The 14,169-nt window shown below is 74.2% G+C and carries 14 protein-coding genes; 12 read left to right on the top strand and 2 right to left on the bottom strand.

The annotated features are described in order from the left end of the window. From VKG64_09480 to VKG64_09435, 10 genes are all read left to right on the top strand, one after another. The coding region (locus VKG64_09480; GenBank protein HKB25270.1) for a thiamine pyrophosphate-dependent enzyme at positions 1–594 on the top strand (594 nt) is incomplete at its 5' end. Positions 595–649: 55 nt separating this feature from the next. Then, positions 650–1,630: an alpha-ketoacid dehydrogenase subunit beta gene (locus VKG64_09475; GenBank protein HKB25269.1), complete on the top strand. Its 981-nt coding sequence runs from the start codon at positions 650–652 to the stop codon at positions 1,628–1,630. Further along, positions 1,630–2,952 (top strand): dihydrolipoamide acetyltransferase family protein, encoded by a 1,323-nt coding sequence (locus VKG64_09470; protein ID HKB25268.1) that lies wholly within the window; start codon positions 1,630–1,632, stop codon positions 2,950–2,952. Before VKG64_09475 ends, VKG64_09470 begins: the two co-directional genes overlap by 1 nt. Before the next feature lie 42 nt (positions 2,953–2,994). Next, a complete protein-coding gene (lpdA, locus tag VKG64_09465; protein ID HKB25267.1) occupies positions 2,995–4,320 on the top strand; it encodes a dihydrolipoyl dehydrogenase in 1,326 nt (441 codons plus the stop codon). After that, positions 4,320–5,507 (top strand): MFS transporter, encoded by a 1,188-nt coding sequence (locus tag VKG64_09460; protein HKB25266.1) that lies wholly within the window; start codon positions 4,320–4,322, stop codon positions 5,505–5,507. Before lpdA ends, VKG64_09460 begins: the two co-directional genes overlap by 1 nt. A 25-nt stretch (positions 5,508–5,532) precedes the next feature. Beyond that, a complete protein-coding gene (locus VKG64_09455) occupies positions 5,533–6,162 on the top strand; it encodes a hypothetical protein (protein ID HKB25265.1) in 630 nt (209 codons plus the stop codon). Continuing rightward, positions 6,163–6,522: a nitroreductase/quinone reductase family protein gene (locus tag VKG64_09450; protein ID HKB25264.1), complete on the top strand. Its 360-nt coding sequence runs from the start codon at positions 6,163–6,165 to the stop codon at positions 6,520–6,522. Positions 6,523–6,700: 178 nt separating this feature from the next. Continuing rightward, positions 6,701–7,393: an HAD family hydrolase gene (locus tag VKG64_09445; protein ID HKB25263.1), complete on the top strand. Its 693-nt coding sequence runs from the start codon at positions 6,701–6,703 to the stop codon at positions 7,391–7,393. A 319-nt stretch (positions 7,394–7,712) separates the two neighbouring features. Beyond that, complete coding sequence (locus VKG64_09440; protein HKB25262.1) at positions 7,713–8,729, top strand: NADP-dependent oxidoreductase; 1,017 nt, start codon at positions 7,713–7,715, stop codon at positions 8,727–8,729. Next, entirely contained in the window at positions 8,726–9,865 is a 1,140-nt protein-coding gene (locus VKG64_09435) for a mandelate racemase/muconate lactonizing enzyme family protein (GenBank protein ID HKB25261.1), read from the top strand. Before VKG64_09440 ends, VKG64_09435 begins: the two co-directional genes overlap by 4 nt. Before the next feature lie 16 nt (positions 9,866–9,881). On the opposite strand, the gene VKG64_09430 is transcribed toward VKG64_09435, so the two are convergent. Then, positions 9,882–11,090 carry an MFS transporter gene (locus tag VKG64_09430; GenBank protein ID HKB25260.1) on the bottom strand — a complete coding sequence of 403 codons (1,209 nt, stop codon included), beginning with the start codon at positions 11,088–11,090 and terminating at the stop codon, positions 9,882–9,884. Continuing rightward, positions 11,087–11,566, bottom strand: coding sequence for a tetratricopeptide repeat protein (locus VKG64_09425; GenBank protein HKB25259.1), 480 nt, complete (start codon positions 11,564–11,566; stop codon positions 11,087–11,089). Before VKG64_09425 ends, VKG64_09430 begins: the two co-directional genes overlap by 4 nt. Before the next feature lie 52 nt (positions 11,567–11,618). On the opposite strand from VKG64_09425, the gene VKG64_09420 reads away from it, so the two are divergent. After that, positions 11,619–13,187 (top strand): rhodanese-like domain-containing protein, encoded by a 1,569-nt coding sequence (locus tag VKG64_09420; GenBank protein ID HKB25258.1) that lies wholly within the window; start codon positions 11,619–11,621, stop codon positions 13,185–13,187. Further along, positions 13,184–14,023 carry a 3-mercaptopyruvate sulfurtransferase gene (gene sseA / locus VKG64_09415; GenBank protein ID HKB25257.1) on the top strand — a complete coding sequence of 280 codons (840 nt, stop codon included), beginning with the start codon at positions 13,184–13,186 and terminating at the stop codon, positions 14,021–14,023. The genes VKG64_09420 and sseA overlap by 4 nt, the downstream gene beginning before the upstream one ends. The last annotated feature ends 146 nt before the right edge of the window (positions 14,024–14,169 follow it).

The raw sequence follows: 14,169 nt of genomic DNA, 5'->3' as shown, positions 1-14,169 counted from the left end.
GTGCCCGTCGTGTTCGTCTGCCAGAACAACCAGTGGGCGATCTCGGTGCCGCTGAAGAAGCAGACGCACTCGAAGACGATCGCCCAGAAGGCGCTCGCCTACGGCCTGCCGGGGATCCAGGTGGACGGAAACGACGTGCTCGCCGTCTACGCGGCCGCCCGCGAGGCGGTGGACCGCGCGCGCGCGGGCGAGGGGCCAACGCTGATCGAGTGCGTCACGTACCGCCTCGGCGTCCACACGACGGCCGACGACCCGACCAAGTACCGCGCCGACGAAGAGGTGAAGATGTGGGAGCAGAAGGACCCGCTCACGCGCTTCACCGCCTACCTGCGGGAACGGAACCTCCTCGAGGACGGCCTCGAGGCGCGCGTCGACGCGGAGATTGCCGAGGCCGTGCGCCGCTTCGAGGCGATGCCGCCGCCCGACCCGCTGACGGTGTTCGACCACGTGTACGCCGAGATGCCGGCGCACCTCCGGGCCCAGCGCGACGAGATGGCGGCCCGGCTCCGCGAGGCCGGCGCGGCGGCGCCCGAGGCGCCGGCGCCCGAGCCGCGCGCGACGCCGATGCGCGGCCAGCGGCTGACGCGACGATGAACCCGCACCTGCGGCAGGCCACCCTCGGTTGGCGCCGGGCTGGGGCGCCCGATAAATGACGAAGCTCAACATGGTCAAGGCGCTCAACCTGGCGCTCTTCCAGGAGATGGAGCGCGACCCGGACGTCGTGATCCTCGGCGAGGACGTCGGCGTGGACGGCGGCGTCTTCCGCGTCACCGACGACCTCCAGCGCAAGTTCGGCTCGCAGCGGGTGATCGACAGCCCGCTCGCCGAGGCCGCCATCATCGGCACCGGCGTCGGCATGGCGCTCTACGGCCTCCGGCCCGTCTGCGAGATCCAGTTCTCGGGCTTCGCGTTCCAGTGCTTCCACCAGATCGAGAACCACGCCGCGCGCTACCGCCTGCGCTCGCAGGGCCGCTTCGGCTGCGCGATGGTGATCCGGATGCCCTACGGCGGCGGCGTCCGTGCCCTCGAGCACCACACGGAATCGGAGGAGCAGTTCTACGCCCACGTGCCGGGCCTCAAGATGGTGATCCCCTCGGGCCCGCGCAACGCGCGCGCGCTCCTGGCCGCCGCGATCCGCGACCCCGACCCGGTCGTCTTCTTCGAGGCGAAGGCGCTCTATCACGCGGCGAAGGAGGAGGTTCCCGAGGAGAGTGAGACCCTCCCGATCGGCCGGGCGCAGGTCGTCCGCGAGGGCGGCGATCTCACGCTGATCGCCTACGGCGCCATGCTGCGCGTCGCGCGCGAGGCCGCCGACGTGCTCCAGGCCGAGGACGGCGTCGCCGCCGAGGTGATCGATCTCCTGACCATCTCCCCCCTCGACCGCGAGACGCTCGTCGCCTCGGTCGCGAAGACCGGGCGCGCGGTGGTCGTCCACGAGGCGCCGCGGAGCTTCGGCCCGGGCGCCGAGATCGCCGCGTCCATCATGGAGGGCGCGTTCCTCCGCCTCGAGGCGCCGGTGCGCCGCGTGACGGCGCACGACGTCGCGTTCGTCGGCTTCGCGCGCGAGAAGGCCCACGTGCCCGACGTCGCGCGCGTCGTCGCCGCCGCGCGCGAGACGCTCGCGTTCTGATGCCGGCGCGCGCGTTCGCGCTGCCCGACCTGGGGGAAGGGCTGACCGAGGCCGAGATCGTCAAGGTCCTCGTGAGCGAGGGCGACGTCGTCGCCGAGGACGCGCCGCTCCTCGAGGTCGAGACCGACAAGGCCACGGTCGAGATCCCGTCGCCCGTCGGCGGCCGCGTGACCAAGGTTCACGTGCAGGCGGGGCAGACGGTCAAAGTCGGCGACGTCCTCGTCACGTTCGACGAGGACGCGGCGAAGGGCGCAGGGGGCGGGGAGAGGGCTCCTCGTCTCGGAACGACACTCGCTCGGAGCCCCCTCCCCGCCCCCTCCGCACCCTCGTCCGCGTCCGTCGCCGGCGCGACGGCGCCCGCGCGAGCCTCGGGGCCGGTGGCGGCGACGCCGGCGACGCGGCGGCTCGCCCGCGAGCTCGGCGTCGACTTGCGGGCCGTGCGCGCCTCCGGGCGCGGCGGCCGAGTGACCGACGACGACGTCCGCGCCGCCGCCGGCCCAACGCCCGCCGCACCGGCCCCCGCCGGCGCGCGGCGCACAGCGCCACAGCGTCCGGCCGTCGCCAAACCGCTGGCGCCCGTCGGCGTGGAGCCGCCCGCGCTGCCGAACTTCGAGCAGTGGGGGCCGGTCGAGCGCCAGCCGCTCTCGCACCTGCGCCGCACGATCGCCGAGCGCATGGCGCTCTCCGCGACGCTGATCCCCCACGTCACGCACTTCGACCGCGCCGACATCACCGACCTCGACGCGATCATCAAGCGCAACGTCGAGCCGGCGCGGCAGCGCGGCCTCACGCTCACGCTGACGAGCTTCCTCCTGAAGGCCGCGGCCCTGGCGCTCCGGGACCACCCGCAGTTCAACGCGAGCCTCGACCCGGCGGCGGGCGAGCTGATCGTGAAGCGCTACCGCCACCTCGGCATCGCCGTGGCCACCGAGCGCGGCCTGATCGTCCCCGTGATCCGCGACGTGGACACGAAGCCCTTGCCCGAGCTCCAGCGCGAGCTCGCGGCCCTCGCCCAGCGCGTCCGCGACGGCAAGGCCACGCTCGACGACCTGCGCGGCGGGACGTTCACGGTCACCAACATCGGCGCGCTCGGCGGCACCGGCGCGATCCCGATCATCAACTACCCCGAGGTCGCGATCCTCGGCGCCGCGCGCGCGCGGGAGGAGCCGGCCGTGCGCGAGGGCCGGATCGTGCCGCGCGTGCTGCTCCCGCTCACGCTCACCTTCGACCACCGCGTGGCCGACGGCGCCGACGGCGCGCGCTTCGCCGCCGACATCGTGCGGCGGCTCGAGCGGCCCGAGCAGCTCCTGCTCGAGTGGTAGGCGGCGCGGACGGGTGATCCAGTAATGGTGATGGGTGACCTCGTGACCGAAGTCGACGTCGCCGTGGTCGGCGGCGGGCCCGGCGGCTACACGGCGGCGTTCCGCTGCGCCGAGCTCGGCCTCGAGACGGTCGTGGTGGACGAGGGCAGGCGCCTGGGCGGCGCCTGCCTCTTCGAGGGCTGCATCCCGTCGAAGGCGCTGCTCCACGTCGCCGCGGTCCTCGCCGAGGCCGAGCGCGCGCGCGAGTTCGGCGTGGACTTCGGCGAGCCGCGCGTCTCGCTCGACCCGCTGCGGAAGTGGAAGAGCGAGCGCGTCGTCGCCAAGCTCGCGCGCGGACTCGCCTCGGTCGCGAAGTCCAAGGGCGTCGAGGTGATCGGCGGCCGCGCGGTCTTCGAGGACTCGCGCACGCTCCGCGTGGAGGGCGAGGCGCCCCAGAAGGTGCGCTTCAAGCACGCGGTCGTCGCAACCGGCTCGCGGCCGGCGACGCTGCCGGGCCTCACGGGCCCGCGGCTCATGGACTCGACCGCGGCGCTCGAGCTCGCGGAGGTGCCCGACCGGCTGCTGGTGGTCGGCGGGGGCTACATCGGCCTCGAGCTCGGGCAGGTCTATGCGGCGCTCGGGAGCAAGGTGACGCTCGTGGAGATGACGGACGGGCTCCTGCCCGGCGTGGACCGCGACCTCGTCCAGCCGGTCGCCCGCCGCTGCGAGAAGCTCTTCGCCGAGATCCGCCTCGGCACGAAGGCGACGCCCGAGGTGGCCGCGGGCTTCGATCGCGTGCTCGTCGCCGTCGGGCGGCGGCCCGCGAGCGCCGGGCTCGGCCTCGAGACGACGCGCGCGCGTCCCGACGACCGCGGCTTCCTCGCCGTGGACGCGCAGTGCCGCACGGCCGAGCCGCACATCCTGGCCGTCGGCGACGTCACGGGTGAGCCGATGCTCGCCCACAAGGCGATGCGCCAGGGCGTCGTCGCGGCCGAGGCGATCGCCGGCCGGCCCGCGGCGTTCGACAACGTCGCCGTCCCGGCGGTCGTCTTCACCGACCCGGAAGTCGCGTGGTGCGGCCTCACCGAGGCGCAGGCGCAGCGGGAGGGGCGCGCCGTGAAGGTCACGAAGTTCCAGTGGGCCGCGTCGGGGCGCGCGGCGACCCTCGGCCGCTCGGACGGGCTCACGAAGCTCGTGGCCGACCCCGACGCCGGGCGCGTGCTCGGCGTCGGCATCGTCGGCCCCGGCGCGGGCGAGCTGATCGCCGAAGGCGCGCTCGCCGTCGAGACCGCGCTGACGGTCGAGGACCTCGCGGGCACGATCCACGCCCATCCCACCCTGTCCGAGACGCTCATGGAGGCGGCCGAGGCGCTCCTGCGCCAGCGCTGATGCCGCTCGGCGCGGTCCTCACGCTGGCGACGCTCGCCCACGCGCTCGGCGCGCTCGCCGCGCTCGCCGTCGCGCCGCTCTCGCCGCTCCTCCTCGACGCGTTCGGCCTCTCGCGGCTCCAGGTGGGGCTCCTCCTGCCCGCGGTCTACCTCGGCGGCGTCCTCATGTCGCTGCCGGCGGGCTGGCTTACCGACCGCTTCGGCGTGCGCGGGAACCTCGGGCTCGGTCAGGTGCTCACGGGCGCGATGGTCATCCTCGCCGCGCTGAGCTCCGGTTTCGGGGCGATGCTCGCGTGCCTCGTCGCCGCCGGCTTCGGCTTCAGCGTGCTGAACCCGGGGACGGGCAAGGCGATCGTCGAATGGTTCCCGCCGCGCCGGCGCGGCATGGCCATGGGCATCAAGCAGACAGGGCTCACGCTCGGCATCCTGACGGCCGCGCTGACGCTCCCCCCGCTCGCGGCCGCGACGAGCTGGCGGCACGCCCTCGCGGCCGCGGGTGCGGCCTCGATCGGCTCCGGCGCGCTCGTCCTGCTCGCCTACCGCTCGCCGCGACAGCACGCCGCGGTCGGTCCCGCGGAGCGGCCGCGGCTCGCGGAGCTGTCGCTCTTCTTCCAGCGGCGCGCCGTGCTCGTCGTCTTCGCCTGCGGGCTCCTCCTCTCCATCGCGCAGTCGTCCGTCCTCGCCTACCTGGCGCTCTTCGTCAAGGAGACGTTCGCCTTCTCGGCGGTCGTCGCGGGACAGGTCCTGGCTCTCGCCCAGGCGGGCGGCACGGCGAGCCGGCTCGCCTGGGGCGTGCTCAGCGACCGCTCCTTCGGCGGCCGGCGGAGGCCCGGGATCATCGCCAGCGCCCTCATCGGCGCCGCCGCGTACGCGCTCTTCGCCCTCGGCGCGGCGCTCCCGGCGTCCATCGCCGTCGCCGTCGCCTTCGTGGCCGGCGCCGGAGCGTTCGGGTGGGTCGGCCTCTACTTCGCCCTCATCGCGGAGATCGGCGGGCCGCGCTACGCGGGGCTCCTCACCGGCGTCGCGACGGCGTTCGCGTGGACCGGGACCCTGATCGGTCCTCCGCTCTTCGGCGGAACGCTCGAGGCCACCGGGTCGTACACGCCGCCGTGGCTCCTGCTGACCGGGATCGCGCTGGGCGTCGCCGCAGCCTTGCCGAGGCTCCGGCCGCTGGTCCAGCGGGGATGAGTACAATGACACGCGGGAGGGAGCCGTGGCCGAGACGCCGGTCATCCTCGTGACGGGGTTCGAGCCGTTCGCGGGCTTCACCGTGAACCCGACGGAGGGCCTCGCGAAGGCGGTGGACGGGCGGCGGTTCGGCGCCGCGCAGGTGCGGAGCGCCGTCCTGCCGGTCCACCACGCCGAGGCCGGTCCCCGCGTCCTGGCGCTCCTCGACGAGGCCGAGCCGGTCGCCGTCCTGCACCTGGGGCTCGCGGCCGGGCGGGCGCGCGTCGCGCTCGAGCGCGTCGCCGCGAACGTGATGGACTACGCGGAGCCCGACAACGCGGGATACCGGGCCCAGGGCGAGCCGTGCGTGCCCGGCGGGCCCGCCGCGTACTTCGCGACGCTCGCGCTCCAGACGATCCTCGCCGCGCTCACCGCGGACGGCATCCCGGCGTACCTGTCGAACACGGCGGGCACGTACCTCTGCAACCAGACCCTCTACGGCACGCTCCACGCGGTGAGCCGCAGGGCCCGCGCGCCGAGGGTCGGCTTCATCCATTTCCCGCTCCTGCCCTCGATGGTCGCCGCCTCGGGCCAGGAGCAGCCGAGCATGGACGGGGCGCTCATGCTGCGAGCGGTCGAGGTCGCCCTCGGCGTCATCGCCGGCGACACCGCGTGAGTGAAGCGGCCCAGGTCTCGGGAGCCCGCGTACCTCTACCTCACGACGACCGGCCGGCGGACCGGACGCCCGCGCGAGATCGAGATCTGGTTCACCCGGCTCGACGGCCGCCACTACGTGATCGCCGAGCACGGCCGGCGGGCGCACTGGGTCCGGAACCTCCTGGCGGATCCGAGCGTGAGCGTGCGCGTTGGCCGCAGGCGCTCCAGCGCGCGGGCGCGCCTGGTGGACGCCCGGCGCGAGCCTGAGCTCGCCCGCGCCGCGCGGGAGCGCTCCGAGGCTAAGTACGGCTGGGGCGACGGCCTCGTCGTCGAGCTCGCGCCCACGTCCGGAGTGCCACCGGCCTCGCGGATCCGATGACCGGATAGCGCCATGCGGAACGGAGCCGCCACGCTCCTCGCTCAGGGCACGTCCGGAGTGCCACCGGACTCGCGGAGGCCGATGACCGGATAGCGCATGCGGAACGGAGCCGCCACGCTCCTTGCTCAGGGCACGTCCCGAGTGCCACCGGCCTCGCGGACCCCGCTACAATAGACGCGTGAAAGCGCTCCTCTTCGACCTCGACGACACGCTGCTCGACTACTCGGAGGGCGTGGACGCCCACTGGCAGGAGGCGGTGCGCGCGCACGCGCCCGCCGGGGCCGATGCCGCGAAGCTGGTGGAAGCGGTCGCTGAAGCTCGCCGCTGGTTCTGGGACGACCCCGCGCGCCACCGGCGCGAGCGTGTGGACATGCTGGGCGCGTGGCAGCACATCGTGGAGTTCGCCCTCGCACGCCTTCAGCTGGAGGCCGACGGCCTGGCGCCGGCGATCGCCCGCGACTTCGCCGCCCGCCGCCGGGCCGCGATGCGCCTGTTCCCCGACGCGCTCGAGAGCCTCGAGCGCTTTCGGCGCCGCAGCGTCCCCCTGGGCCTCGTGACCAACGGCGACGCCGCGATGCAGCGGGACAAGATCGAGCGCTACGGCCTGGCGCCCTTCTTCGGCGCGATCGTGATCGAGGGCGAGTTCGGCGCCGGCAAGCCCGACGCGCTCGTCTACCGCCACGCGCTGGCGCAGCTCGGCGCGGCGCCCGAGGACGCGTGGATGGTCGGCGATCACCTCGAGTTCGACGTGGAGGCTCCCCAGTCCCTCGGACTCAAAGGCGTCTGGGTGGACCGCGCGGGACGCGGACTGCCGGCGGGCAGCCCCGTGCGGCCGCATCGGATCGTCCGCTCGCTACGCGACCTGGAGTAGCCCGGAGCCGTGCACCGGCGGCCTCAGCGGCGCCGGTGGAGAACCTCGCACCAGCGTCGGTTGTCGTCGCCCCCCGCCTCCGCGCTTCCCGACAGGTAGGCCGCGGCGCTCACCACGGCGTCGTCGAGACCGTCGCGCATCGGCGAGTGGGATTCGCACCAGCGCACGTCGAGGATCTCTGAACTCGGGTCTGCTTCGGGCTCACAACCAGGACAGTACGGGCGGGCAACGGACGGGGTGTCCGGGATGAAATCCGTCACCATTCCTTGGCGAGAGCACGCATCGCCATCTCCCCTGAGTCTAGTGTAGCCTTGCCCCCATGCAAAACTTATTGAACCGCCAGGTCCTTCTCCGGAGCCGCCCGAAGGGCGAGCCCACGGTCTCGGACTTCGACCTCGTCGAGTCGCCCCTGCCCGTCCCGGGGGAGGGCGAGATCCTCTGCCGGACGATCTACCTCTCGCTCGACCCCTACATGCGCGGCCGCATGAACGAGGGGCGCTCGTACACGGGGGGCATGAACCCCGCCCTCGGCAGCGTGATGATCGGCGGCACCGTCAGTGAGGTAATCGAGTCCAGGAACCCGGCGTTCCCGAAGGGCGGGTTCGTGCTCGGGTTCAACGGCTGGCAAGCCTACGCGGTGAGCAGCGGCGCGGGGCTCCGGAAACTCGACCCGAAGGCGGCGCCCCTCACGACGGCGCTCGGCGTCCTCGGGATGCCGGGGCTGACCGCGTACGTCGGCCTCCTCGACATCGGCCGGCCGAAGCCCGGCGAGACAGTGGTCGTCTCGGCGGCCTCGGGCGCGGTCGGCTCGATCGTCGGCCAGCTCGCCAGGCTCACGGGCTGCCGCGCGGTCGGGGTCGCGGGCTCGCCCGAGAAGTGCGCGTGGGTGGTGAAGGAGGCGGGCTTCGACGCGTGCGTGGACTACAAGGCCGAGCCGCTCGGGCCCGCGCTCCAGAAGGCGTGCCCGGGCGGGATCGACGTCTACTTCGACAACGTCGGCGGCGACGTGCTCGCGGCCGTCCTCAAGCTCCTCAACCAGAACGCGCGCGTCCCGCTCTGCGGGCTCATCTCCCAGTACAACGCCACGGAGCTCCCGCCCGGACCGAACCTCGTGCCGGTCCTCGTGAACCGCGCGCTCATCAAGGGCTTCATCGTCTCGGACCACATGGACCGGCTCGGCGACTTCCTGCGCGACGTGGGCGGCTGGTACCGCGAGGGGAAGCTCCGCTACCGCGAGGACGTCGTCGTCGGCCTCGAGGAGGCACCGCGCGCGTTCATCGGCCTCCTCCGGGGCCGGAACTTCGGCAAGCTCCTCGTCAGGGTCGGCGAGGAATGAAGATCGCGGACGTCACGGCCTACGCGACCTCGTTCCCGGTCCCGCCGGGCGCCGGCGTCACGCTCGGCATCGGACGCGCGGTCAAGCGCGACGCCGTCCTCGTCAAGGTGACGACCGACGACGGCCTCGTGGGCTGGGGCGAGGCGCATCACGGCCGCGCGCCCGGAAGCGTCGCCCACCTGGTCAACACCACCCTGCGCCAGCTCGTCCTCGGGCTCGACGCGGCCGACGTCGTCGGCGTGTGGGCGCGCGTCTACAAGATGCAGCTCGGGAGCCACGGCATGGGCGCCGGCGCCGCGATCGGGCTCAGCGGGATCGACATGGCGCTCTGGGACATCCGCGGCAAGGCGGTCGGGTGGCCGCTCTACCGGGTCCTCGGCGGGACCGCCCGGCCGATCCCGGCGTACGCGGGGGGCGTCTCGCTGGGCTATCAGGAGCCGGCGAAGCTCGTGGACGAGGCCCGCGCCCTCGTCGGCCAGGGGTACCGGGCGCTCAAGCTCAGGATCGGCGACACGCCGGAGCGCGACCTCGAGCGCGTCGCCGCCGTGCGAAAGGCCTTCGGCGACGGCCTCGTGATCCTGACCGACGCGAACACGGGCTACACGGTGGCGGACGCGCGCCGGGCCATGCCCGGCCTCGAGGCGCACGGCGTCGGCTGGCTCGAGGAGCCGTTCCCCGCCCACGACCACCGGAGCTACGCGCTCGCCGCGACCTTCGGCCGGGTGCCGCTGGCCGCAGGCGAGAACCACTACACGCGCTTCGAGTTCACGCGCGTCCTCGAGGACCGCGTGATCACGATCCTCCAGCCCGACCTCTCGAAGACCGGCGGCGTCACCGAGGGCCTGCGCATCGCCGCCATGGCGAGCGCCTGGAAGCTCCCGATCCATCCCCATACGTCCATGACCGGCCTCAACATGGCCGCATCCATCCACTTCCTCGCGGCGATCGAGAACGGGGGGTACTTCGAGGCGGACGTGTCGCGGGGCAACCTCTTCCGCGACGAGCTCACGAGCGCGCCCTACGCGCTCGACCGCGAGGGCCGCGTCGCGCCGCTTCCGAAGCCGGGAATCGGCGTCGAGGTGGACGAGGGCTTCCTCGCCGGGCACCCGGTCATCGACGGCCCCGCGTACGTCTGAGCGCGGCCGACGCGCGCTAGAGGCGCTGCGAGCGCCACCAGAGCGCGATCGCGGCCAGGCCCGCGAGCCCGGCGCCCGCGGCCGCGACGAGGGCCGCCGCCACGCCGAAGGCCTCGGCGATCGCGCCCGTCATGAACGCGCCCAGCGGAAAGCTGCCGCCGAACATCAGCGTGTGGAGACTCATCACGCGGCCCCGCAGCTCGTCGGGCGCGGCGAGCTGGAGCGTCGTGCTGCAGCTCGCGATGCAGACGATCGAGAAGAAGCCGGTGAGGAAGAGGAGCACGACGGCCGCGTGGAACTCGGGGGCCGCCGCGAGCCCGAGGAGCGTCAGGCAGGCGAGGACGCCCGCGAGGAGGATCGCGCGCAGCGGCGTCTGGCGGCCGCCGAGGGTCGCCAGCGACAGCGCCCCCGTCACCGCGCCGACCCCGAGCGCCGCCATCAGGAAGCCGAACCCCGCGGCGTCCAGGCGGAGCACGTTCCGCGCGAGCAGCGGCACGAACACCGAGAAGTTCATCACGCAGAGGCTCACGATCAGGACGAGGCTCAGCATCAGCGCGACGCGCGGCGTGCTGAGCGCGTAGCGCAGCCCCGCTAGCACGTCCTCGCCCATCGTCGTCGCGGCGCGCGGGCGCGGCGCGCCCTCCGCGCGGACGAGCGAGAGCGCGCCGAGCACGGCGAGGAACGAGAGGCCGTTCAGGAGAAACGCCGGGGCCAGGCCGAAGCGCCCGATCAGGAGGCCCGCCAGCGCGGGGCCCACGATGCGCGCCCCGTTGAAGGCGGCCGAGTTGAGGGCGACCGCGTTGACGAGGTCGCCCCGGCCGACCATCTCGACGATGAACGCCTGGCGGGTCGGCATGTCGATGACGTTCGCGCACCCGAGGAGGAGTGCCAGCACCGCGACGTGCCAGTACCTGACGTGCCCCGTCCACACGAGGGCCGTGAGCGTGAACGCCTGGAGGGCCAGGAGCGTCTGGGTCGCGAGGATCAGCCGGCGCTTGGGCAGCCGGTCCACGAGCGCGCCCGCGACGACCGAGAACAGCAAGACGGGGGCGAACTGGAAGGTGCCGATGAGCCCGAGCTTGAGCGGCGAGCCCGAGAGCTGGAGCACGAGCCACGACTGGGCGACCGACTGCATCCAGGTCCCGATCAGCGAGACGAGCTGCCCCGTCCAGAAGAGGCGGAAGTCGCGGTGGTCGAGGGCGCGGAGCCCGCTCGGAAAGGTCACGAGTGGCCGTTGCCTCGCACCGCCTCGCCGAGAGCCACGGCCAGGTTGTGGCGCGCGCCCTCGAGGTGCCTGTGGACGGCGAGCGCGCGCCGGAACATCGCCGCCGCCTCGTGGGGCTCGCCGAGCGCCAGGTGGCAGAGGCCCTGGCCCGAGAGCGCGCCGAAGTGGCGCGGGTTCCTCGCGAGCGTCTCCCGGCAGTCGGCGATCGAGCCGCGGTAGTTCTTCGCGATGTAGCGGACGGTCGCCCGCTTGTTCCAGCCCTCGGCGAAGTGCTCCGCACGGCCGATGACGAGGCCGAAGAGCCGCTCGGCGTCCTCGAGGTTGCCCTGCCCGAGCGCGGCGATCCCCCGGCCGAGGAGCGCGTCCACGTCGGGGTCGCCCGAGCGGTGCCACAGCTCCCAGAGCGCGGCCTCGGCACGGCTCGCCAGCCGCGCGTCGTCACCGCGGAGCGCGGCGAACGCCTCGTCCTGCGTCATGGCGTTTCCAGCTTGCGTCGCCCCCGGCGCGAAGGCAAGATGGGCGCCCGGCATGCTCACGCCCGCCCGGCTCGCCGCGCTCATGGCCGGAGACGCCCCCCACGCGGTGCTCGACCTCCGCGAGAAGGGCGCCTACGAGCGCGGCCACATCTTCCGCGCGACCTCGCTGCCCCGGCGGCTCCTCGAGCTCCGCCTGCGGGGGCTCGTGCCCGCGCCGGCGACGCCGATCGTCCTCTGTGACGAGGACGGCCGCCTCGCCGCGCTCGCGACACCGACCCTCCGCGAGCTCGGCTACGCGCAGGTCGACGCGCTCGAGGGCGGGCTCGCCGCGTGGCGCGCCGCGGGGCGGCCGCTGGTCGAGGGCATCAACGTGCCGAGCAAGGTCTTCGGGGAGCGGATGCGCCACGAGCAGAAGACGCCCGAGATCGCGCCCCGCGAGCTCCTGGGACGCATCGAGCGTGGCGACGACCTGGTCATCGTGGACTCGCGCACGCCCGAGGAATACGCGCGCGGCTGCATCCCGGGCGCCGTCAGCGTGCCGGGCGGCGAGCTGGTCCTGCGCATCGGCGAGCTGGTCCCGCGGCCGGACACGACGATCGTCGTCCACTGCGGCGGCCGGACTCGCTCCTACATCGGCGCCGAGTCGCTCCGCCGGATGAAGCTGCCGAACCCGATCGTCGCGCTCGAGAACGGCACGATGGGCTGGACGCTGGCCGGCCTCGAGCTCGAGCGCGGCGCGGCGCGCTGGGCCCCGCCCGTCTCGCCGAAGGGCCGCGCGCTGGCCGCCACGGTCGCCAAGCGCGTCGCCGCGGAGGACGGCGTCCCCCTCGTCTCGTCCGACGAGCTGGCGGCACGCTTCGCGCGACGCGAGAGCGAGAACGTCTATCTCTTCGACGTGCGGACCGCGGACGAGTACGCCGCCGGCCACGTGCCTGGCGCCGTCTGGGCGCCCGGCGGCCAGGCGGTCCAGGCGACCGACGAGTACGTCGCCGTGCGCGCCGCGTCCATCGTCCTCGTGTGCGACGGGTTCGTCCGGTCCGTGATGACGGCGGCGTGGCTCCGGCGGATGGGCTTTCCGCGCGTGGCGGCGCTCGCCGGCGGCGTCCCAGCGTGGGAGCAGGCTGGCGGCGCGCTCGAGCGCGGGCCCGCGAGCGTCGCCCCCGCGGGCTGGGACCGCGCCCGCGAGCGCGTCGGCTGGGTGAAGCCGGGCGATCTCGGCGGCGCGCGCGTCCTCGACGTGGACCAGAGCGACGCCTACGCGCGCGGCCACGTGCCGGGTGCCGCGTGGCTCTGCCGGAGCCGGCTCGAGCTGCTGATCGCCGGCGTCGCGCCCGACACGCGACAGTCCATCGTCATTACATGTAGCGACGGCGTCGCCTCGACCTTCGCCGCGGCGACGCTCGCCGGCCTCGGGTACGGCGCGGCGCGCGCCCTCGAGGGCGGCACCCGCGCGTGGGCGGAGGCCGGGCGCCCGCTCGAGCGCGGCGCCACGCGGCTCCTCGACGAGCCCGACGACGTGGTGCCGAAGGCGTACGACCGCGGGCGCGAGGCGATGGTCAGGTATCTCACCTGGGAGGAGGGTCTCGACCAGGAGGGGCGAAGCCCGCACAGGCTCCTATGAGCGTGCGCCCGCTGGTCACGACCGACTGGCTCGCGGCGAACCTCGGCCGCCGCACGGTGCGCGTGGTGGACGGCTCGTGGCACATGCCGCACCTCAAGCGCGACGCGCGCGCCGAGTTCGAGGCGGCGCACGTTCCGGGCGCGGTGTTCTTCGACATCGACGCGATCGCCGACACGTCGTCGCCGCTCCCGCACATGCTGCCGACCGCCCGGACGTTCGCCGCGCGCGTCGGCGCGCTCGGGATCGGCGCGCGCGACCTCGTCGTCGCCTACGACACGCGCGGCGTCGTCAGCGCGGCGCGCGTCTGGTGGACCTTCCGCGCCTTCGGCCACGACCGGGTCGCCGTCCTCGACGGCGGCCTCCCGAAGTGGCGGGCCGAGGGCGGCCCCGTCGAGTCGGGCGCCCCCGCCCCGAAGCCGCGGCGCTTCACCGCGCGCCTGCGCCGGGGCCTCGTGCGCGACCTCGCCCAGATGCGCGCGAACCTCCGGTCGCGCCGCGAGCAGGTGCTCGACGCGCGCTCCGCGGGGCGCTTCGCGGGCACCGAGCCCGAGCCGCGGGCGGGCCTCCGCGGCGGCCACATCCCGGGGAGCCTGAACCTCCCGTACGAGCGGCTCCACCGGTCCGACGGCACGCTGCTCGGCCCGGAGGCGCTCGCACGCCTGTTCGAGGCCGCGGGGCTCGACCTCGCGCGGCCCGTCGTCACCTCGTGCGGCTCGGGCGTCACCGCGTCGGTGCTGGCGCTCGGCCTCCACCTCCTCGGCCAGGAGAAAGTTGCGGTGTACGACGGATCGTGGACAGAATGGGGCGGCCGGAAGGACACCCCGGCGGAGCCATAGGAGGATCGGGCATGGCGACGGCGACCTACACGCTCGCGGACTTCATCGCCGACGTGGACCGCATCGCGCGCGCGGAGCAGTCCGCGCACCGGATCGCGGAGCGGGTGTCGCCCCTCCTCCACCGGCTCGTCCAGAACCCCGAGTCG

The sequence above is a fragment of the Candidatus Methylomirabilota bacterium genome (genome assembly GCA_035260325.1).
In the GTDB taxonomy this organism is placed as follows: domain Bacteria; phylum Methylomirabilota; class Methylomirabilia; order Rokubacteriales; family CSP1-6; genus AR19.
This window is presented reverse-complemented; position numbering and strand designations above follow the sequence as displayed.

Coding starts and splice junctions, on each gene's coding strand:
- VKG64_09470 (HKB25268.1), top strand. CDS start 1,630: ATGCCGGCGCGCGCGTTCGCGCTGCCCGACCTGGGGGAAGGGCTGACC.
- sseA (HKB25257.1), top strand. CDS start 13,184: ATGAGCGTGCGCCCGCTGGTCACGACCGACTGGCTCGCGGCGAACCTC.
- VKG64_09460 (HKB25266.1), top strand. CDS start 4,320: ATGCCGCTCGGCGCGGTCCTCACGCTGGCGACGCTCGCCCACGCGCTC.
- VKG64_09440 (HKB25262.1), top strand. CDS start 7,713: ATGCAAAACTTATTGAACCGCCAGGTCCTTCTCCGGAGCCGCCCGAAG.
- VKG64_09435 (HKB25261.1), top strand. CDS start 8,726: ATGAAGATCGCGGACGTCACGGCCTACGCGACCTCGTTCCCGGTCCCG.
- VKG64_09420 (HKB25258.1), top strand. CDS start 11,619: ATGCTCACGCCCGCCCGGCTCGCCGCGCTCATGGCCGGAGACGCCCCC.
- VKG64_09425 (HKB25259.1), bottom strand. CDS start 11,566: ATGACGCAGGACGAGGCGTTCGCCGCGCTCCGCGGTGACGACGCGCGG.
- VKG64_09475 (HKB25269.1), top strand. CDS start 650: ATGACGAAGCTCAACATGGTCAAGGCGCTCAACCTGGCGCTCTTCCAG.